This is a genomic window from Stenotrophomonas sp. 96582_Sma (assembly GCF_056480905.1).
Window position 1 is genome coordinate 1,139,562 of the sequence record NZ_CM151122.1, and the last position, 20,025, is coordinate 1,159,586.

Sequence of the window (20,025 nt, forward strand, 5' to 3'; positions counted from 1 at the left end):
AAACGTTCTGGTGCTGTACGAACACGGTATTGGACGGTCGCCGCTGGCGGCAACATCATCGGTATCCCACGGCAGATGTCCAACGACAAGGGAGACCCCATGAAAAAGACACGTCAGTTGCGCGATCTGCTCCGCCAGGGCAGCGTGATTGCGCCAGGTGCATTCGATGGATTGTCGGCACGCCTGGTGGAGCTGGCCGGCTTCGATGCGGTGTATGCCAGCGGCGGCGCCATCGCGCGTTCGGCCGGCGTGCCGGACATCGGCCTGCTCGGCCTCAGCGAAGTGCTTGCGCAGGTTGAACGGATCGTCGATGCCTGCGATCTGCCGGTGATCGCCGACGCTGACACCGGCTTCGGCGGCACCGCGAATGTTGAACGCACGGTGCGGGCGTTCGAAAGGGCAGGCGTTGCCGCCCTGCATATCGAGGACCAGGCCTTCCCCAAGCGCTGCGGACACCTGGATGACAAGTCGCTGGTCGACGCGGGCGAGATGTGCACGAAGATCCGTGTTGCCTGCCAGTCGCGGATCGACCCGGAGCTGATGATCATCGCGCGTACCGACGCCATCGCCTGCGAAGGCCTGGATGCGGCGATCGAACGGGCGCAGGCCTATGTGGACGCGGGCGCGGACATGATCTTCGTCGAGGCACCGGAAACGCTGGAGCAGATCGAGGTGATTTCGCAGCAGGTTCCCGGGCCGAAGCTGATCAACATGTTCCACAGCGGCAAGACGCCGCTGGTGCCCGTGGCGCGGCTGGCCGAACTCGATTACCGGCTGGTGATCATTCCCTCGGACCTGCAGCGCGCTGCGATCCGGGCCATGCAGCGCACCCTGCAGGAGATCGCAGCGACTGGCGACAGCGGGCGTGTTGCCGGCGAGCTGGCCAGCTTCGGCGAGCGTGAGACGATCGTGCGCACGGCGCGGTATCTGGCACTGGACCGGGTGTGATCCGGGCGTGATTGCGGACGTGCCGATGGACGGAGAAGGGGCGGCGGAATCCGCGTGTGTTGCCTGTTCATCCTGCACCCGGAATCATCGCCGCCAATCCTCTACCATGGGCCACCCTGCCCGGACGTGCCGCCCATGCAAGACGCCCTCGTTGCCCAGCCCAAGCCCCCCGTCCCGAGGATCGCGGCCTGGCTGATGATGCTGCTGGGCATGTGGCTGGCGTTGAAGCTGGGCCTGGTGGTGACCCTGCTGTCGGGCCTGCTGGTGTTCCAGCTGACCCACCTGCTGGCCTCCACCGTGGAGGGCAAGCTGCCGCCAGGCCGGGCGCGGGCGATCGCGGTGATCGTGCTGTCAGCGGTGATCATCAGCGCGCTGGTGCTGGCCGGGATCGGCGTGGCGTCATTTTTCCGCAACGAGACCGGTGGACCGGACGCATTGCTGGCGCGGCTGATGGAGATCCTCAATTCGTCGCGGCACCAGGTGCCGGCGCTGCTGCAGCCGTACATCCCCGAGGACATGCCGGCGCTGCGCACGGCACTGAACGACTGGGCCGCCGAGCATCAGCGCCAGCTGGGCGTGGCCGGTACCTCGGTGGTGCAGGTGGGCGTACGCGTACTGATCGGTATGGTGCTGGGCGCGATGATCGCGCTGTATGACGAACTGCCGCTGCCGAAGATGGGCCCGCTGGCGCAGGAGCTGATCGGCCGCACCAGCCGCCTGGCCACCGCGTTCCGCCAGGTGGTGTTCGCGCAGGTGAAGATCTCGCTGCTCAACACCGTGTTCACCGCCATCTTCCTGCTGGGCGTGCTGCCGTTGCTCGGCGTGCACCTGCCACTGTCCAAGACCCTGGTACTGATCACCTTCATCGCCGGCCTGCTGCCGGTGGTGGGCAACATCATTTCCAACACCATCATCACCATCGTCGCGCTGTCGGTCTCGTTCTACGTGGCCGTGGCGGCGCTGCTGTACCTGATCGTGATCCACAAGCTGGAGTACTTCCTCAATGCGCGCATCGTTGGCGGCGAAATCCAGGCCCGCGCCTGGGAGCTGCTGTTGGCGATGCTGGTGATGGAAGCGGCGTTCGGCCTGCCCGGCCTGGTGGCGGCGCCGGTGTTCTACGCCTACGTGAAGCGCGAACTGGTCGACCAGCGCTGGATCTAGTACGGCAGGGTGTGACGCATTCGCCCCAGCCCGGCGCGGGGTGAGACCTTGCCGGCGCGTTCGCGGTGGCTGCGGTATACCCATGGTCACGGTTCGCGCGGCACTGGCTTGGCGCTGCCGGGACCGGCGGCTACAGTGATCCGCACTTCAGGGGAAATTTGCATGGCCGGCAAGGCATCGCCCATCGGACTGCGGACCTGGGTCTGGATCCTGGCGGGGTCGTTCGTGGTCTGTACGCTGCCGTTGATGGCCATCGCGCTGGTCCAGGGCACGCTGCGCTACAGCGCTGCCGAGGACAACCTGGTCAGCCTGCGCCAGCTGCGCCAGACCTTCGACCTGGCCAACCTGGTCTCGGCCGAACGCGGCCCGGCCAACAGCCTGCTCGGTGCCGACCCGGCCGATGCCAGCGAGCATGCGCGGCTTACGCTGCAGCTGGCGGTGGTGCGCAGGCGTGTGGACACCGCGCTGCAGCAGCTGGATGCCGTGTTCACGGCTGATCCGGGCGTGGTGGATGAGCATGGGATGCTGGCGGACGCGCAACGTCGCCTGCAGTCGGCACGCGCGGGCGTGGACCGGGTGGCAGCGCAGCCGCGCGACGCACGACGCGTCGAAGACGTGGAGCGCGCGATCAGCGGCATGTTTGCCGTGGTCGACCGCCTGCACCTGCTGACCTCGGCACAGATCAACGTACTGGTCAGGGCCGACCGCGAAGCGGCGATTCCAGCCATGCAGGGCCAGGTGCTGATCGACCTGCGCGAGCACGGCGGGCGTCTGGCCTCCAACGTGATGGCGCCGGTGGCGGTACCCGGTGCCTGGCGCAACGAACAGGTGCGCGCGGCGCTGCAGACCGAGGGCCGCCTGTTGGAACTGTGGCGGCTGGCCGGCAGCCACGAATCGGTGTTCCGCAGTGATCCGACGCTGTCCTGGCATTGGGATATGGCGCGCCGGCAGTTCTTCGGCGAGTCACTGCCGATGATCGAACAGCTGATCGACGACGGGCGGCGTGGCCTGCCGCCGCCGTGGACCGCTGCCGAGTTCACCACGCGCTACGTGCCGACCCTGCAGTCGCTTGAGGCGCTGCGTGACGGTTACCTGAGTGTGTCCATCGCCAGGTTCGAGCACACCCGCAACCGGGAGGCCACGCGGCTGGCGGTACTTCTGGCCACCGCGCTGGGAACCCTGGTGGTACTGGGTGTGGCGCTGCGTATCGCGCATCTGCAGATCCTGCGGCCTCTGCTGCAGGCACAACGGCAGGTGATCCAGATTGCCTCCGAAGCGCCTGGGCCCGAGCAGCATGTCACCCATCCGCTGGCCGAGATGCAGCGCCTGTTCGATGCGATTGAAGTGCTGCGCGAGAAGTCGCGCGAACGCTCGGCGCTGACCAGCGAGCTGCGCCAGCTGGCCGGCACCGATGAATTGACCGGACTGCTGAACCGTCGCGCGCTGGAGGAACTGGTGCAGCAGCGCCACGACGAGGGGCGGATGAGCGCAGTGGTGATCCTGCTGGACGTTGATCGCTTCAAATCGATCAATGATGGTCATGGCCACGATGCGGGTGATGAAGTGCTGGTACAGGTGGCGCAACTGCTGCAGCGCCATCTTCGCCGCAGCGACAGCATTTCCCGCTATGGTGGCGAGGAGTTCCTGGTGCTGCTGGCCGACGGTGACCTGGCCGCTGGCCGACAGCTGGCCGAATCGCTGCGGCTTGCGCTGCAGCAGCTGGACATCGTGGTGGCCGGCGGTACCGTGCTGCGGGTGACCGCCAGCTTCGGCGTGGCCCGCGGTGCTACCGACGCCTTGGGCTGGCGGACCCTGCTGCGTGCCGCCGATGCGGCCATGTACCAGGCCAAGGCGCAGGGCCGCGACCGCGTGCGGGTCGCCGGTGGTGGGCGCATTCCACGCTGAAACATCATGTTCATCGCTGGCGCACGCATGGCCGCCTAGACTGGACCTTCGACCATTTGGCAGGAGCGCATCATGACCGTTCGCCCCGTCGTTGCTGCAGCGCTGCTGGCCGGGATGCTGGCCGGCTGTACCTCCACTTCGTCGCAGACCGCTGCGGATGCGCCACGCCACCCCTCGGTTGCCGCCGACCTGAGCCCGGTGCCGGCTTTCACCGGCGGCGGTGCGGGTTGGAGCATTGAGATCGCCTCCACCGGCCAGGGCAACCACGATGCCAGCCTCAGCGCTGACGGCCGTACCCACAAGGGCACGCTGCGCTATCCGGGGCAACCGGCCGATGCACCGAGCTCGCTGATCGTGCTCAACGGCGAGCTTGGCCAGCAGCCCGCCATCGTCGAGATCAAGCGTGAGTCGTGTCGCACTGCCGAAGGTGTGGACACCCTGGCCAGCGTGCAGGTGACGATGGAAGGGCAGCCGCAGCGCCGCGGTTGTGGCCACCTGGCGGTGTATTGAGGTCGCGCGACGGTATGCTCGAGATTCCCACGCTTTACACCGAACGCTTGCGGCTTCGCCCGCAACGGCTCGATGACTTCGAGGTCTACGCCGCATTCCTGGCGTCGCCGCGTGCGCGGGGCATGGGCGGGCCGTTCGGTGAGGTGGCGGCGTGGGGGCAGTTCTGCCATGACCTCGCCAGCTGGCATCTGTTCGGCCATGGCGCGTTGATGATCGAGCGTGCCGATACGGGAGCCTGCATCGGCCAGGTCGGGATCAATCATGGCCCGCTGTTCCCGGAAAAGGAACTGGGCTGGCTGCTGTATGACGGCCATGAAGGGAAGGGCTTCGCTACCGAAGCGGCCGGCGCGCTGCGCGACTGGGCCTTCGTGGTGGCGCAGCTGCCGACCCTGGTCAGCTACATGGCATCGGACAACCTGGCGTCGCAGGCCGTTGCACAGCGGCTGGGCGGCGTGCTGGACGATCACGCCGTGCGCAGTGATGCCGATGATCTGGTGTATCGCTACCCGCGCTGACGCCTAGCTGCCCGTGGCCGGGGCCTGTACCGTGCGGCCGAGCGCCTTGGCGACGCCTTCGCGCTTCTCGATCAGGAATTCCATCAGGGCGCGCACGCGCGGTGGCATCTGCTCGCGCGAAGGCACGTACAGGTAGAAGCCGGGGAACGGTGCCGACCACGCCGGCATCAGGCGGACCAGGCGCCCATCGGCCAGCATCGGCTGCAGAGACAGATCGATATGCTGCATCACGCCCAATCCCTGCAGTGCGGCGCGGATCATGCCCTCATCGTCGTTGGTGACATAGCGTCCGCGCGGTTCCACTTCAAAGTCATGACCGGGCTGGCCCGGCGTGCTGAATTCCCAGGCATAGACCCCGCCGCTGCCGGTCTGCCGGTAGCCCAGGCACTCGTGGGCGGCCAGTTCGGCGGGCGTGGTGGGCGTGCCATGGCGGGCCAGGTAGGCCGGCGAGGCGACCACCACCATTTCCAGCATCGGCGTGACCGGCACGGCGATCATGCCTTCGGCCAACCGCTCGCCAAGGCGGATGCCGGCGTCACAGCCGTCGGCAACGATGCTGGACAGGCCGTCGTCCATCACCAGCTCTATGCGCAGCTCGGGGTAGCGCGCGAAGAACTCCGGTAGATGCGGTTCGATCAGCGTCTTGGCAGTCAGGCGCGCGGTGTTGATGCGCAGCAGGCCGGACGGAGCGTCATGGCTGGCGCGCAGGTCGCGTACTGCGGTTTCGATGGTGCTCAGCGATGGCCGCAGTGCGTCGAACAGGCGCTGGCCTTCCTCGGTGAGCGACATGTCACGGGTGGTCCGGTGCAGCAGGCGTACCCCCAGCTGTTTCTCCAGGGTCTTCAGGCTCTGCGACAACGCCGGGCGCGAGACCCCCATCTCAACGGCCGCTTTGGTGAAGCTGCGGTGGTGGGCGATGTGGGCAAACCAGGCCAGCTGGGGCAGCAGGGCCGGGTTGATCGGGCTGGGGGCGCTCATGGGGCTCGGTCGGCAGGACGGCGGGAGAAGATGGCGGCACAGGTTGTCGCTATTTGGTAATTGCAGCTTACTACTTTGGTTGTGATTGGCCGCTTTTTCGGCCCCAATCCCAGGTCTATCGTGCTTGCAACGGCGACACCCGTCGCCTCCCGCCGCTATCGAGGAGCCGCAGCATGGAAACCATCAACATCCAGAATCCGGACATGGCCTGGCCGATCGCCGCCGACCTGCATTTCCCGCCGGACTTCGACCGCAACCGGGTCTATCCCGCGATCATCAGCATGCATCCGATCGGCAGCTGCAAGGAGCAGACCGCCGGCAACATCTACGGTGAGGCCCTGGCTCGCGAGGGCTACGTGGTGATCGCCTATGACGCCAGCTTCCAGGGCGCCAGCGGTGGCGAGCCGCGTCGGGTCGAAGACCCGACCCAGCGCGTGGAGGATGTACGCCGCGTGGTCGACCATCTGGTCACCCTGCCGTACGTGGACGCCGAACGCATCGGCGTACTGGGCATCTGTGGCGGTGGTGGCTACGCGATCAACGCCACCATGACCGAGCGCCGCATCAAGGCGGTCACCAGCATCACCGGTGTCAACTTTGGCCGGCTCAGTCGTGAGGGCTTTGGCGGATTCGATCCGATCGGCACGCTGGAGGCCATCGCTGCCCAGCGCACCGCCGAGATGCGCGGCGGCGAGGCCCGTGTGGACCTGTTCCTGCCGCCTTCGGTGGAACAGGGGCGCGCCGCCGGCATCACGGATATCGATGTGCTGGAGGCCACGGACTATTACCGCACGCGCGAGCCGCAGCCCAACGGCGTGGTCAGTGCGCTGTTCTCGCATCGCGGTGCAGCGGTGGGCTGGGATGCCTTCCACCTGGCCGAAGTCCTGCTGACCCAACCGTTGCTGGTGGTGATCGGTGACAAGCCGGGTGGCTTTGGTGCCTACCGCGATGGCCTGGAGATCCATGGCCGTGCGGCGTCGAAGCACAAGCAGTTGAAGGTGGTGGAAGGCTGGTCGCATTACGACCTGTATGACAAGCCGGAGCCGGTGCGCGAGGCCCTGTCAGCGGTCGTTCCCTTCTTCAAGCAGCACCTGTGAGCTGATGTGGCAGGTGGTGCCGGCCACGGGCCGGCATCATCTGTACGCGGAGTACTCCGCCCAGTCATCGAGATCGGCCAGTTCCGGCGCCAGCGCATGTTCGACCGCACGCCGCAGCAGTGCCGGTGCGACGCAGTGGCGGTGCGTGCTGTCGATCAGCGCCATGTAGATGCGACCGAACGCATTGTGGGTCTGCACGCGCGAACCGAGGCTGATCTCGATGCGGCCATCGCCATGCCGCTGCACGCGCACGCTGCTGCGGAAACGCAGATGGCGATCGTCGGCGCCGAGCAGCACTTCGGCACAGTCATCTTCTGCATCGACGTGCGAATCCAACACTGGATAGCGACCGGCGAACAACCGGCTGCGGTCGGTCGACAGCAGTGACGATACCGGGCAGCCGAGCGGTGAGGTGCGCAGTCTCAGTGGCGCAACCAGGCGGTTACGCAGCGCCATCAACCGGCCCACACCGCCGGGGGGATTGCGCAGGAAGCCTTCCAGTACGTCGGCCAGCAGTGCCGACGCGGAACGCTGCCGCAGCTGTGTGCTGTCCAGCTGCAGCGTAGTCAGGTCCTGGTAGTGGCTGAGCGGCAGCGCAGTGGCCAGCAGGCCGTCGCTGTGTGGCGCCTGCGACTGGATGGGATAGGCCGGTGTAGCGCGTTCGACGAACCCACGCAGCGGTTGCAATGTGATCCGCCGCAGCGGGCCGAACCATGCACGGGTGCGCGCACACAGCCGGGCACGCAGGCTGGGGGGCGCAGCCTGCAGTGACAGCTGCATCAGTGGCGTGGCTGCCAGTGCGGTGGCCGTCGGCCAGCAGGCTCCCGGCAGTACGTCGGTGAGGCTGGGGATATCGGCCGCATTGCGTTGAACCTGTGCACGGGTGTGCTCGCTCAACGCACCGGCCAGTTCATTGCTGTGGCACGACAGCGCGAACAGCGCCGGATGGTTGCGGTGGTTCGATGCGAACTGGTGCCAGGTGCCGCCGCCGAAGCGCACGGTGAACAGGCAGTCCGGTGGAATGCGGATGCGCCGCAGCGTGCGTGCGAAGGCAGCGGGATCGCGCGCCAGCTGCGCGTCGGAGGCGGTGGCGAAGCGCAGCTCCGCGCCCGCGCTTCCGGCGATGGCGGTGAACATGCGCGGGCCTGCATGGCGATGAAACGGGTGGCCACCGGCACCGACGGTGAAGCTGTACAGCGAGGAGGCGTCGCCCTGCTGCAGATGCATGCCGCCCAGTCGCGCCGAAGGCTCGTCCAGCGCATCGATGAAGGCCGGGTGGTGGCGCTGGCGCTGGCTGGCGTCGGTCACCAGCGCATCACCGGCACCGATGCCGAGCTGCGCGATCAAGGTGACTTCGGTCGGGCTGCCGCCCTTCTGCCCCGGAAGCTGCACCCCTGGAAACGAACGGCGGTCGCGGGTCGAACCAGGCATGGTCATGCTCCTTGGCGGGGCGGTTCAGCGGGCAGGGGACTTGCGGCGCGCGCGTGCTTCGCGCTTCAGCGGGCCGCCGACCGGACACACTTCGGCTGCCCAGGAAAACAGCGTGTTGGCCAAGCGGTCGGGCACCTGCCGGAAGTAGACGAACTGGCCGCGCTTCTCGCGTTCGATCAGGCCGGCTTCCTCGAGGATGCGCAGGTGGCTGGACAGCGCCGGCTTGCTGAAGTCGAAGCGTTCGGCCAGCTCGCCCGCGCTGAGCTCGCCGGCGCTGAGATAGGCCAGGATCTGGCGGCGGGCGGTGGAGGCGAGGGCTTCGAAGATACGGTCCATGGCGATCTAATTAACTAATTCGTTAACTTATACTCCTCCCGCCAGCGGCGCCCGTCAAGCCATGACCCGTTGCGCGTGGCGCCCGGGCTTTGCCATCCTCCCTGCTGTTTTCCGTAGCGTGGAATTCCGATGCGTCCTGTGTTCTGGCTGGCTTTGGCCCTGCTGCCCACCCTGGCGGTGGCGCAACCCGCGCGTACTGCAAAGGCCAAGGCCCCTGCGCAGGATCCCTTCAGCGAGCTGTTCGACACCGCCTGCATGCAGCACATCGGTGCCCCGGCACGGTTGCAGTCGCTGATGGAATCCAATGGGCTGCCGCCGTTGCAGCCCGCCGAAGCCGCGACGCTGTTGCAGGGGCAATCGGGCGTGGCCTGGATGGTGCCTCTGGCCAGTGGCCGCTATGCGGTGAGCTGGGCTGACGATGGCACGTGTACGGTCTACGCCGAAAAGGCCGACGCGGCGGTCGTGCAGAAGGGATTCGCCCGGTTGGTGCAGGCCGCACCGAAGCCGTTGCAGGTGCGGTCGCTGCCAGGGCGTGGGCCGCTGTCGGCCGATCAGGTGGCCATCCAGTACGGCTGGGCCACGCCGGGGCAGGGCAAGCTGCAGATGCGATTCCGCCTGGTCACACGGCAGGCGGCCGAAGCCGGCGTGCAGGCGATGGCCTCGGCGGCCCCGGGCGAAGCGATGCTGGCGCAGGGCGCGCCTGGGCCCTGAAGGGCCCACGCTCGCGATTCAGCCTTTCACGCGGCAAGTGGTATATCGTTTATCGATAAATTCACCCGGGGCGGCGAGGCCACCCCAATGCCGGAGGCCGCTTGACCGCTCGTCCCGCCCGCGCCAGACCCGCGCGAGGCTTGTTCACCCTGGCCCAGGCCGCCGTACAGGCGGTGCGGGCGATGTGCTGGCTGGGCATCCTGGCCGCACTGCTGGCCGTGCCGCTGGTCGCCCACGACCGCAGCTGGCTGCTCGACAGCATCCACGACGCTGATGCCGCTGCCGTGCATGGCAGCGGCCTGTTCCTGCATTTCTGCCTGGGCCTGGGCGCGATCGTCGCGCTGCTGGTGCTGTGCCTGATGTTCCTGCGCCACCTGCTGCGGCTGTTGAAGTCGGCGGCGCGCGAGCGGCCGTTCACCCACGCCAATGCACAGCGCCTGCAGCGCATGGCCTGGCTGATGCTGTCGATGGAGGTGCTGTCGATCCTGATCGGCGCCTACGCCGCCTGGATGGGCCCGGACTTCACCTGGATGGAGGTGGGCGGCGGCATGTCGATCACCGGCCTGGTCGCGGTGCTGATGCTGTTCGTGCTGGCACGCGTGTTTGTCGTGGGTGCGGCAATGCGCGATGACCTCGACGGTGTCATCTGATGGCGATTGTCATCACCCTGGACCGCATGCTGCAGGAACGGGGCATGACCCTGTCCGAGCTGGCCGGGCGCATCGACATCACCCTGGCCAACCTGTCGATCCTCAAAACCGGCAAGGCGCGCGCCATCCGCTTTTCCACACTTGATGCGATCTGCCGTGAGCTGCAGTGCACGCCCGGTGACCTGCTCGGGCATGACCCGGCGCAGGCGCAGGAGGCTGACTGAGTGTTTCCCCTTTTCCCTTACCTACTGACGAAACGGACCTGAAATGGAATGGTTGGCTGACCCCTCGATATGGATGGGCCTTGCAACCCTGGTCGTGCTGGAGATCGTTCTCGGCATCGACAATCTGGTGTTCATCGCGATCCTGGCCGACAAACTGCCGCCGCACCAGCGTGACCGCGCGCGGGTGATCGGCCTGGCGCTGGCCCTGCTGATGCGGCTGGTGCTGCTGGCCGCGCTGGCATGGATCATGAAGTTGACCGAACCGCTGCTCACGCTGTTCGACCACAGCTTCTCCGGGCGTGACCTGATCCTGCTGGGCGGTGGTCTGTTCCTGCTGTTCAAGGGCACGATGGAACTGCACGAGCGGTTGGAGGGCCGCGAGCATCACGAGGATGGCAAGAAGGTCTACGCCAGCTTCGCGATGGTGGTGGCACAGATCGTGGTGCTCGATGCGGTGTTCTCGCTGGACTCGGTGATCACCGCAGTTGGTATGGTCGACAACCTGGGCGTGATGTATGCCGCGGTGACCATCGCGATGGTGCTGATGCTGGTGGCCAGCAAGCCGCTGACCCGTTTCGTCAACAAGCATCCTACGGTGGTCGTGCTGTGCCTGGGCTTCCTGTTGATGATCGGTTTCAGCCTGGTGGCCGAAGGCCTGGGCTACAAGATCCCGAAGGGTTATCTGTACGCGGCGATCGCCTTCTCGATCCTGGTTGAAGCCTTCAACCAGTGGGTGCGCTTCAATCGTGAGCGCAACGAGCGCCGCCAGCCGTTCCGCCAGCGTACCGCCGACGCCGTGCTGCGCATGCTGGGCGCGCGCCCGGCCAATGGCCACGACGACGAAAACGCTGACGAACACGTCGATGCGGAAGAGCGGTTGCAGCCGGCCGAGCACGAGATGATCCGCAGCGTGCTGGGCCTGGCCGATCGGCCGGTGTCGAGCGTGATGACCGTGCGTGCCGACGTGCAGTGGATCGACCTGGCACGTGGGCAGGAGGACGTGGTGGCGCGCCTGGTGGCATCGCCGCACACCCGCCTGCTGGTGGGTGATGGCGACCTGGACAGCCTGCGCGGCGTGGTGCAGAGCCGCGACCTTCTGGCCGACCTGCTGCAGGGCAGGCCGCTGCAGCTGGAGGGCAACCTGCGCGAGCCGCAGTACGTGCTGTCCAGCGCCAGCGCACTGCAGGCGCTGGAACTGATCCGCCAGCACCCGGTGCCGTTGGCGGTAGCGGTGGACGAGTACGGCAGTGTGGAAGGCCTGGTGACCGCCAACGATCTGCTGGCGGCCATTGCCGGTGACCTGGTCGACACCCAGGACGAGCGCTATGGCGTGGAGGCGCAGGGCGAGAACCAGTGGGAGGCCGACGGTGCGCTGACCCTGGACGACCTGCAGCGCCTGGCCGGCGTCTCGCTGCCGCGCAGTGCCGACTACATGACCATCTCCGGTCTGGTGCTGGAGCGTCTGGGGCGCCTGCCGGACATCGGTGACACGGTGGAGATTGCGGATGTACGCATCACCGTACTGGCAATGGAGAAGCGTCGCATCGCGCGCCTGCGGGTTGAACGCATCGGGCTTTCGTAGAGTCGAGCCTGCTCGACTGGCCCTCTGTAGAGTCGAGCCATGCTCGACTGCCTCCTGAGCAGCCGGGTACGGGCTCGGCTCTACACAACACTGCCGGCAACCGTCACCATGGCGGGCCCGTTTTCCTTCCCGGATGGTTGCAGTGCTGAGTACGATCGGTTTGTTGATGGGCCTGTATGTGGCCTGGCGCCTGTTCTGGCCACTGCGCATGCCCATCTGGATGAAGGTCGTGCTGTCGCTGCTGCTGGTGGCCGTGGCCGTGCAACTGCGCATCGTGGCCGCCTTCTGGGGCTCGATGGCGTCGCCGGAAATCCCGAAGCTGGCCATCGCCTCGTTGGCCACGGGTTCGACTGCCGTACTGCTGCTGGCGCTGGTCCTGCTGGTGCTGGACGTGGGCCTGCTGGTGTCGCGCATCCTGCGCAGGCCACGTGCTGTATCGGCGTTGCGCGCGCCAAAGCTGCGCCCGGTGGCGGGTGTACTGGCGCTGCTGGTCAGCGCCTATGGCGTCAGCCAGGGAATGGCGGTGCCCAAGCCCAGGCAGATCGAGGTGAGCATCGCCGGGTTGCCGGCCGGGTTCGACGGGTATCGCGTGCTGCAGCTGACCGACATCCATGCCAGTCGCCTGCTGACCGGCGACTGGGTGCGCAGGGTGGTGGAGGAGAGCAATGCGCTGAAGCCGGACCTGATCGTGATCACTGGCGATCTGATCGACGGCAGTGTCGAGGCCCGTCGCGACGACGCGCGTCCGTTGGCCGACCTGCAGGCGCCGGATGGCGTCATTGCCATCACCGGCAACCACGAGTACTACGCGCAGTACCAGGACTGGATGCAGGCGTTCCGCGCGCTGCACATGCAGGTGCTGGAGAACAGTCATCTGCAGGTACGACGCGGTGACGCGGCGCTGACCATCGCCGGTGTCACCGACCCGGTGGCGGCACGCTACGGCCTGCCGTTGCCGGATCTCCAGGCTGCACTGGAAGGCGCTGATCCGTCCGCACCGGTGATCCTGCTCGATCATCGCCCTCGTAATGCGAGCGAGGCCGCCGCGCGCGGTGTGAAGCTGCAGCTGTCCGGGCATACACATGGCGGCCAGATCATCGGCATGGACCAGCTGGTGAAGCGCGCCAACGGCGGTTTTGTGTCCGGGCGTTACGAGGTGGATGGCATGACACTGTACGTGAGCAATGGCGCTGGCCTGTGGGCCGGTTTCCCGGCACGCATCGGCGTTCCTTCGGAGATCACCCTGATCACCCTGCGCCGCGCCCCGTGACCCCTGACAAACCACATGGAAGGAACCATGGCCCATCCCCGCGCACCCATGGAACGTCTGATCCGCGCCAATGCGGACGAGATCAATCGGCTGCGCCAAGCCATCCGCGAAGCCGCTGGTGCGCGCTGGCGTGGCCCGGAACAAATGCAGCAGCACGCGGCAGCCTGCGCGGAATACCGCCAGCGGTATGAACAGCTTGCGTTCCCGGGTGGCTACGCCAATGCGCTGAAGCAACTTGCCGAACGCGATCCAGATACGGTGGATGTCGTGCTGACCTTCCTTGAGGTGCGCCCGTACTTCTTCCGTTCCGGATACATGTGGAAGACGCTGCTGAAGCGCGTGCAGCGGGTGCCGATGGGCGCGAAGCAGCAGGCCCGGATGCAGAAGATCCTCGATGCCTACGCTGCCTACCGGGCGGGAAGCCAGCACACCGGGTAGCTCCACGCCATGCGTGGAGGTCGCGCAGCACCCAGCGTCCCAGCCGGCCCCGGATCGGCGATCATCTGCACTGGGTTCTGAAACCAGGAAACACGCAATGCAGGGAGCGCATCATTCAATCCGGCGTCCGCGCCACGTCGCGCTGCTGGTTGGTCTGCTCGCGCTGGCGGCATGCCAGCGCACAACGGATGCGCCGACCGGGGCACCCGCAGCGGGCACACCGCTTGCCGCCCCGGCCATGGCAGAAGACCTCTCTCCGCTGCTCGATGCCCTGCCGAGCTGTGCGCTGGACGGCTGGTACATCGACGTTCAGACCGATCGCCCGGCACATCCCTGGCTGGCCGCGAATGCGCCGAAACCCTGCAAGGTGGACGAAGAGAATGAGATCGCCACGTTCTGCACGGGTGGGCAATGGAAAGGATTGCCGGTGGAAGAGGTGATCCTGCCGACGATGACGTTCGTCTCGTTCCGTGGGGCCAGGATTGCCTTGCCGTTGGAGAAGGCGCGTTCAATCGCCCGCCAGCACCTGGGGCAGGACTTCCCGGGTGGCGCGGCTTACGAAGCGGGCCGTGAGCCGAAGCTGTTGGCCGACCCGGAGGATGCGCAGCGTTCGTGGCTGCTGTGCAGCACGCCCGAACCGGGGGACGATGCGGGGAGCAAGGGCAGCGTCAGCTATTCCGGCATGAACCTGCCCTACGACCACGACGGTTGCAGCTACCGCTACAGCCCGGTCGACTTCTGCGATGCGCGGCACCGCGCAGCCATCGACGATGCGCTCCAGCACCAGGAGCCCAATTTCAACCAGCACTACCTGCTGGTACAGGTCGATGATCGTCCAGAGTACTTCCAGCGCACGCTGATGCTGGTCGATACCCGCACGGGCAGGGCGACGCCACTGCCGTTCGATGCCTTCACCGGGCCGGCGGGGAAGGGCGGTGATGCAACCGGATACGGGACACTGGAAACGGGCGTGGACCAGCAGCAGTTCTGCCTCGATGGCACGTTGCTGGTGTACCGCGTGTTCGAGGAAGGGCGCTTCTGTTTCGGCTTTGACGGTGAGCGTTTCACCGGCCATGAAACCCAGTACATGCAGGCGACGGACAGCCGATGACCGGTATTTCACCCCGGCCATGACATCCTGCCCCGAACCTGCGCAACCGGGATCGAGGCTGTTGAAGGCGAACACGCAATGACTGCCGAGCGGCAGCGCTCGATGTGGGTGGCCGGCCTGTCCACGGTGGTGGAGTGGTACGACTTCACCTTGTATCTGTACTTCGCCACGGTGCTGTCGCGGGTGTTCTTCGGTGGTGGCGAGCAGGCGCTGCTGGTCACCCTGGCCGGCTTTGCGGTGTCCTACCTGATGCGCCCGCTGGGCGCACTGTGCTTCGGCCACCTGGGGGACCGGCTGGGCCGGCGTTGGATGCTGCTGGCATCGATGGCCTTGATGGCAGCGGCGATGCTGGCCACCGCGCTGCTGCCGACAGCGGCCACGGCGGGCACTACGGCGGGCGTGCTGCTGCTGGTACTGCGCTGCGTGATGGCATTTTCGGTGGGCGGTGAGTACACCGGCGTGGTGGCGTACCTGCTGGAAAGCGCACCAGCACGCCGACGCGGCCTGGTGACCTCGCTGGCATCGGCGGCCAGCGAGGTGGGCGCGCTGCTGGCGGTGGCGATCTCGGCGCTTACGGTTGCGCTGCTGCCCACCGCGCAGCTGGACAGCTGGGGCTGGCGCATTCCGTTCTTCTTCGGTGCCGCGCTGGCACTGGTGATCCTGGTTGCGCGCTCGGGCATGCACGAATCGCCGGAGTTCGAACGCCAGCGTCGCGAGGGCAGTATTCCGGCTACGCCGCTTCGCCACGTATTGCGTAACCACCCGCTGGCGGTAGCGCGCACGTTTGCGATTTCGGCGCTGGGATCGATCACTTATTACGTCGGCATCACCTATGTGCCGGCATTCCTGCATGCGCAGGGTCATGACGAAGGTGATGCACTGTGGCTGTCGACGATTGCGGCAGTGGCGGTCATTGCGATCACGCCGTTGTGTGGCGCATTGTCCGACCGCGTCGGGCGACGGCCGATGCTGTTGGGCCTGACCCTGCTGGCGGCGCTGCTGCCGCTGTCCCTGTTCGCGTGGATGGCACAGGCGACGGCGCTGGGCATCGCGCTGGCGGCGGTGCTGCTGGCCTGTGTAGCCGGTGGAGTGAGCGCGGTGGCGGCCCCGGCTACGGCCGAGCAGTTCCCGGGCGAGGGCCGGGTCAGCGGGTTGGCACTGGGGGTGACCATGGCCACCGCCTTCTTCGGCGGGGCAACGCCATGGCTGGCGCAATGGTGGGTGGAGCGCAGCGGCTGGGCAGCGGCGCCGGGCGCGATGATTGCGCTGGTGGCGGTGCTGGTGCTGCCGGTGCTGTGGACCCTGCCCGAGACGGTCCCGGGCAGGGCCAGGCGCTAGCGGGTCAGACCTTCAGGGTCTGCTCGATGTCGGCCAGTACCGCGGCCGCATCCACGCCGATGGCAATCGACTGCACCACGTGGCCATCCCACACGCTGGGACCGAACGCCAGGCCTTCCGGCTTGGGAATGGTCATGCCGCGGGCGACACCGTCGGTGGCCACGCGCACGCTGGCGCGCTCGAACTGGAACAGCTCCGGGCGGATCAGCGCGATGCACGCGCAGCAGTCGTGCACGACCATGCCCTTGTGGCCGGCCTGCAGGTAGAAGTCCACATAGTCCTGCGACAGCGCACGCACCAGCTCGGCGTCGGCACCGCCGATGGCAGCCAGCTTGTCCAGGCCATCACGGTCCATTTCCACGCGGGTGGTCACGTCCAGACCGATCGCAGTAACCGGCCAGCTGGCGGTGAACACCACGTCGGCGGCTTCGGCATCGCCCCAGATGTTGGCCTCGGCGGCAGGGGTGATGTTGCCGTTGACGTGGAAAGCGCCACCCATGATCACCACGCCGCGCACCAGGCCGGCGATGTCCGGGGCCTGCTGCAGGGCCAGGGCCAGGTTGGTCATGCGGCCGACCGCGACCAGGGTCACCTCGCCCGGATGGGCGCGGACCAGGTCGATGATCAGCTGATGGGCCGGGCGCGCATCGGCGGCCACGTCCAGGCTGGCCGGCACCGGGTGGTTGCCCAGGCCGTTGTGGCCATGGATGTGCACCGGCCAGGCTTCCGGGGTGGCTTCCGGCTGCAGCGGGCCGCCGGCACCGCGCGCGACCGGAGCGGCAAAGCCCCAGGCCTGCTTCAGGTACAGCGCGTTGTGGGTGGTCGACTCCACCGAGGCGTTGCCGAAGGTGGTGGTGACGCCGATCAGGTCGATCTGGGCGTGCTTGTGCAGGTACAGCAGGGCCAGGGCGTCGTCGACGCCCGGGTCGGTATCGAAAATGACTTTCAGCATGTTGTTGTTCTTCTTCTTCCGTGTGGTGCGGGGGGCGCCGGCGGCCCGGAGGCAGGCCGGCGCGCCCTACATTGTCCCATCTTCATGACAGGCAGGGCCATTGCCGGGGTGGCAGGCCATAATGCCCCCAGTCCAGGCACGGAGTCGCCGAATGCTGATCGTTGCCCTTCTGCTGGTCCTGCTGGTGCTGGGCCTGAACGTGGTGGCTACCGTGGTGATCGTCAGGCGTGATGGCCTGTCGGCGGGTGGCCGGACAGTGCAGTTGCTGCTGGTCTGGCTGCTGCCGCTGGTCGGCGCGATCCTGTGCATGGCAGTGGCCACGGCCGATGGCTCACCCGCGCGGAGCGATGGCAGTGGCGGTGGGCCCGCCGATTTCTCCGGCGGCTATTCCGGGGACAGCCACAGTCATCACAGCTACAGCAGCTCCGACTGTGGAAGCGACGGCGGCAGCGGTGACGGTGGTGGTGGCAGCTGCAGCGATTGAGGTCTCTGTAGAGTCGAGCCATGCTCGACTGCACTTCGCTCCAACGCCGCGGTGCCTGATCGAAAGGCAGTCGAGCATGGCTCGACTCTACAGAACAGCGGTTGGCTGCGGCCGGTAGTGCCGGCCGCTGGCCGGCAACCCCAACAGCTCAGCCGCCGCCTTCGGTCGGCAACGGCGCGGGAACGTTCAACAGGCCCCCTGCCGCCACATAGGCGGCCAGTGCCTGGCCCTGGCTCAGCAGATGGCGTTCCATGGTGCGTTCGGCAGCCTGCGCGTCGCGGCGGCGGAAGCATTCCATCAGCTCGCGGTGTTCGGCCAGCGACTGCGCGGTGCGACCCGGGGTCAGCAGCTGACGGCCACGATGCATCTTCAGGATGCGGTGCAGGTCGTGGGTGATGCGGATCAGCCACGGGTTGCCCGCGTAATGCTGCACGGTTTCGTGGATCAGGTAGTTGTTGCGGTAGTACTCGGCGATGTTGCCCTCGGCCGCCGCGGTTTCCATCGCTGCATGCAGGTCTTCCAACTGCTGCACGCCTGCATCGTCGATGTGCTTCACCGCCTCATGCGCGCAGCGGCCTTCCAGCATCGCCATCACCGGGAACAGCTGGTTGAGGTCTTCCAGCGTCAGTCGCGTGACCCGGCTGCCACGACCCGCATCGATCTGCACCAGGCCTTCGGCGGCCAGCAGCTTCAGCGCCTCGCGCAGCGGCGTGCGGCTGATGCCCAGTTCCTCGCACAGCGCGGGCTCGTCGATCCATTCTCCCGGCGGCAGCCGGTAATCGTAGATGCGCTCGCGCACGTGTTCGGCCACCTCTTCGTACAGAGGTGCGCGCTTCTTCGGTGACCGCGGGGCAGGGGCAATGGCCATGGTGGAAGTGTACCGCCAGGTAGTGCCGGCCGCTGGCCGGCAACCCATGATCGCTGGATGGCTTCATGAGAGTGCCGGCCAGCGGTCGGCACTACCGCTGGGCGGTTACATCCAGCCCGGCACCACGAACACCAGCCAGGCCAGCAGCGGTCCGAGCGCAACCACCAGGCCGCTGTAGACCAGGAAGCGGCGGAACAGGGTCTCGCGCTCTTCCTTCGCGGCCGAGGCCACCACCAGTGCGCCATTGGTCGAGAACGGGCTGACATCGACGATGGTGGATGACACCGCCAGCGCGCAGATCACGCCGGCGGCGCTGAGGTGACCCTGCATCAGGAATGGCACCGCCAATGGAATCGTCGCGCCGAGTACCGCTGCCGACGAAGCGAATGCGGAGACGATGCCGCCGACATAGCAGACCAGCAGCGCTCCGAGCAGCGGGATGCCGATGTCGGAGACACCGTTGCCGATGAAGTCCACCGCGCCGGCATGTTCCAGCACGCCGATGTAGGTCACCACGCCGCAGATCAGCAGCACGGTGGACCAGCTGATGCCATCGACCGCACCCTTCTGGCTCTGCGGGGACAACAGCGCCAGCGCCACCGCCACGGTGATCGAGACCAGGCCGACGTTGAGGTTGTAGATCAGCGCGGCCACGCCCAGGCCGAGCAGGCCGATCAGGGTGAACAACCGCTCGCGGGTCAGGTTCACCGCATCCAGTGCCACCGGATCATTGCTGAGCGTGCCGCCGCCTGCCGCGACCAGCGCGCCATGACCTTCGATCGCGAACTGGCGCGACGACGCCTGCGGGCCACCGGCCATCGCCAGCTCGGCATTGCCGAGTGTTCCTGCTGCGGTGATCGAGCCACGGCGCAGCAGGGCGACGCCACCAAAGGCGAAGAAGCAGATCGTCGCCATCATGAAGTTGAAGCCCAGACTGGTCAGGAACACCGCCATCTCGGTCACTTCCAGCCCGGCTTTCTGCACCACGCCGTTGGTGATGCTGCCGTATACGCTGATCGGCGAGAAGCCGCCCGCCTGTGCGCCATGGATCACCAGCAGGCCCATCATCAACGGGTTGATGTTGTACTGCTTGGCAAAGCGCAGCGCGACCGGACCGATGATCGCGACCGCCGCCGGGCCCAGTGCACCGAACGCAGTGAGGACCGCGGTGATCACGAACATCACCCACGGAATGGCCACGATATGGCCGCGCACGGCTTTCACTGCCCAGTGCACCAGCAGGTCGATGGTGCCGTTCTTCTGCGCGATGGCGAACAGATAGGTGATGCCGACCAGGGTCAGGAACAGATCGCCGGGGAAGCCGGCCAGCACCTCTTTGCCCCCCATGTCGACCCACAGTCCGCCGATGATGAAGGCCAGCGCGAAGGCGACGGCACCCATGTTGATCGGCATCGCGGTGGCGACGATGAACATGATCACCAGACCGATGATCGTTGCGATTTGTGGACTCATGCGCCCTCCCAGACACGTGACTCACGTACAGCGCGGATGGAGA

General features: G+C 66.9%; 21 protein-coding genes. 15 read left to right on the forward strand and 6 right to left on the reverse strand.

What is annotated here, in order from left to right:
* The first annotated feature begins 99 nt into the window (after window positions 1–99).
* From ACZK2R_RS05210 to ACZK2R_RS05230, 5 genes are all read left to right on the forward strand, one after another.
* On the forward strand, window positions 100–948 hold the full coding sequence (locus tag ACZK2R_RS05210) for an isocitrate lyase/PEP mutase family protein (protein ID WP_180837919.1): 849 nt from the start codon (window positions 100–102) through the stop codon (window positions 946–948).
* Window positions 949–1,083: 135 nt separating this feature from the next.
* Entirely contained in the window at window positions 1,084–2,109 is a 1,026-nt protein-coding gene (locus ACZK2R_RS05215; RefSeq protein WP_180837920.1) for an AI-2E family transporter, read from the forward strand.
* 162 nt (window positions 2,110–2,271) lie between these two features.
* Entirely contained in the window at window positions 2,272–4,014 is a 1,743-nt protein-coding gene (locus ACZK2R_RS05220; protein ID WP_032127635.1) for a GGDEF domain-containing protein, read from the forward strand.
* Window positions 4,015–4,086: 72 nt separating this feature from the next.
* Window positions 4,087–4,524 carry a hypothetical protein gene (locus tag ACZK2R_RS05225; protein WP_032127634.1) on the forward strand — a complete coding sequence of 146 codons (438 nt, stop codon included), beginning with the start codon at window positions 4,087–4,089 and terminating at the stop codon, window positions 4,522–4,524.
* Window positions 4,525–4,538: 14 nt separating this feature from the next.
* Window positions 4,539–5,039 carry a GNAT family N-acetyltransferase gene (locus ACZK2R_RS05230; protein ID WP_180837921.1) on the forward strand — a complete coding sequence of 167 codons (501 nt, stop codon included), beginning with the start codon at window positions 4,539–4,541 and terminating at the stop codon, window positions 5,037–5,039.
* A gap of 3 nt (window positions 5,040–5,042) precedes the next feature.
* On the opposite strand, the gene ACZK2R_RS05235 is transcribed toward ACZK2R_RS05230, so the two are convergent.
* The gene (locus ACZK2R_RS05235; RefSeq protein WP_049443813.1) at window positions 5,043–6,017 is read right to left on the reverse strand and encodes a LysR family transcriptional regulator; all 975 of its coding nucleotides are present in this window, start codon (window positions 6,015–6,017) and stop codon (window positions 5,043–5,045) included.
* Between the two features lie 173 nt (window positions 6,018–6,190).
* On the opposite strand from ACZK2R_RS05235, the gene ACZK2R_RS05240 reads away from it, so the two are divergent.
* Window positions 6,191–7,114: an alpha/beta hydrolase gene (locus ACZK2R_RS05240; protein WP_032127632.1), complete on the forward strand. Its 924-nt coding sequence runs from the start codon at window positions 6,191–6,193 to the stop codon at window positions 7,112–7,114.
* Between the two features lie 36 nt (window positions 7,115–7,150).
* On the opposite strand, the gene ACZK2R_RS05245 is transcribed toward ACZK2R_RS05240, so the two are convergent.
* Window positions 7,151–8,545: a DUF2867 domain-containing protein gene (locus tag ACZK2R_RS05245; RefSeq protein ID WP_180837922.1), complete on the reverse strand. Its 1,395-nt coding sequence runs from the start codon at window positions 8,543–8,545 to the stop codon at window positions 7,151–7,153.
* Between the two features lie 24 nt (window positions 8,546–8,569).
* Window positions 8,570–8,887 carry a metalloregulator ArsR/SmtB family transcription factor gene (locus tag ACZK2R_RS05250; protein ID WP_204373517.1) on the reverse strand — a complete coding sequence of 106 codons (318 nt, stop codon included), beginning with the start codon at window positions 8,885–8,887 and terminating at the stop codon, window positions 8,570–8,572.
* Between the two features lie 123 nt (window positions 8,888–9,010).
* Between ACZK2R_RS05250 and ACZK2R_RS05255 the strand changes: the two genes are divergently transcribed.
* The 8 genes from ACZK2R_RS05255 (at window position 9,011) to ACZK2R_RS05290 (ending at window position 16,205) form a co-directional block, all read left to right on the forward strand.
* Entirely contained in the window at window positions 9,011–9,592 is a 582-nt protein-coding gene (locus ACZK2R_RS05255) for an NMCC_0638 family (lipo)protein (RefSeq protein WP_180837923.1), read from the forward strand.
* A 182-nt stretch (window positions 9,593–9,774) separates the two neighbouring features.
* Window positions 9,775–10,242: a DUF2975 domain-containing protein gene (locus tag ACZK2R_RS05260; RefSeq protein WP_125893794.1), complete on the forward strand. Its 468-nt coding sequence runs from the start codon at window positions 9,775–9,777 to the stop codon at window positions 10,240–10,242.
* On the forward strand, window positions 10,242–10,466 hold the full coding sequence (locus ACZK2R_RS05265; protein ID WP_032127628.1) for a helix-turn-helix domain-containing protein: 225 nt from the start codon (window positions 10,242–10,244) through the stop codon (window positions 10,464–10,466). The genes ACZK2R_RS05260 and ACZK2R_RS05265 overlap by 1 nt, the downstream gene beginning before the upstream one ends.
* Before the next feature lie 43 nt (window positions 10,467–10,509).
* Entirely contained in the window at window positions 10,510–12,048 is a 1,539-nt protein-coding gene (locus ACZK2R_RS05270; RefSeq protein WP_180837924.1) for a TerC family protein, read from the forward strand.
* 133 nt (window positions 12,049–12,181) lie between these two features.
* Window positions 12,182–13,318, forward strand: coding sequence for a metallophosphoesterase (locus ACZK2R_RS05275; RefSeq protein WP_180837925.1), 1,137 nt, complete (start codon window positions 12,182–12,184; stop codon window positions 13,316–13,318).
* 27 nt (window positions 13,319–13,345) lie between these two features.
* The gene (locus tag ACZK2R_RS05280; RefSeq protein ID WP_180837926.1) at window positions 13,346–13,756 is read left to right on the forward strand and encodes a hypothetical protein; all 411 of its coding nucleotides are present in this window, start codon (window positions 13,346–13,348) and stop codon (window positions 13,754–13,756) included.
* 97 nt (window positions 13,757–13,853) lie between these two features.
* Complete coding sequence (locus ACZK2R_RS05285) at window positions 13,854–14,867, forward strand: hypothetical protein (protein ID WP_180837938.1); 1,014 nt, start codon at window positions 13,854–13,856, stop codon at window positions 14,865–14,867.
* A gap of 78 nt (window positions 14,868–14,945) precedes the next feature.
* The gene (locus ACZK2R_RS05290) at window positions 14,946–16,205 is read left to right on the forward strand and encodes an MFS transporter (RefSeq protein ID WP_004147860.1); all 1,260 of its coding nucleotides are present in this window, start codon (window positions 14,946–14,948) and stop codon (window positions 16,203–16,205) included.
* Between the two features lie 4 nt (window positions 16,206–16,209).
* Here the strand turns inward: ACZK2R_RS05290 and ACZK2R_RS05295 are convergent, their stop codons facing one another.
* Window positions 16,210–17,157, reverse strand: coding sequence for a nucleoside hydrolase (locus ACZK2R_RS05295; RefSeq protein ID WP_180837927.1), 948 nt, complete (start codon window positions 17,155–17,157; stop codon window positions 16,210–16,212).
* A 151-nt stretch (window positions 17,158–17,308) separates the two neighbouring features.
* Here ACZK2R_RS05295 and ACZK2R_RS05300 point away from each other — a divergent pair, with 151 nt between their 5' ends.
* Window positions 17,309–17,641, forward strand: a complete 333-nt coding sequence (locus ACZK2R_RS05300) for a hypothetical protein (protein ID WP_125893745.1) — start codon at window positions 17,309–17,311, stop codon at window positions 17,639–17,641.
* 148 nt (window positions 17,642–17,789) lie between these two features.
* Here the strand turns inward: ACZK2R_RS05300 and ACZK2R_RS05305 are convergent, their stop codons facing one another.
* Complete coding sequence (locus ACZK2R_RS05305) at window positions 17,790–18,509, reverse strand: GntR family transcriptional regulator (RefSeq protein WP_057499721.1); 720 nt, start codon at window positions 18,507–18,509, stop codon at window positions 17,790–17,792.
* Window positions 18,510–18,614: 105 nt separating this feature from the next.
* Window positions 18,615–19,982 carry an SLC13 family permease gene (locus ACZK2R_RS05310; protein ID WP_180837929.1) on the reverse strand — a complete coding sequence of 456 codons (1,368 nt, stop codon included), beginning with the start codon at window positions 19,980–19,982 and terminating at the stop codon, window positions 18,615–18,617.
* Between the last annotated feature and the right edge of the window lie 43 nt (window positions 19,983–20,025).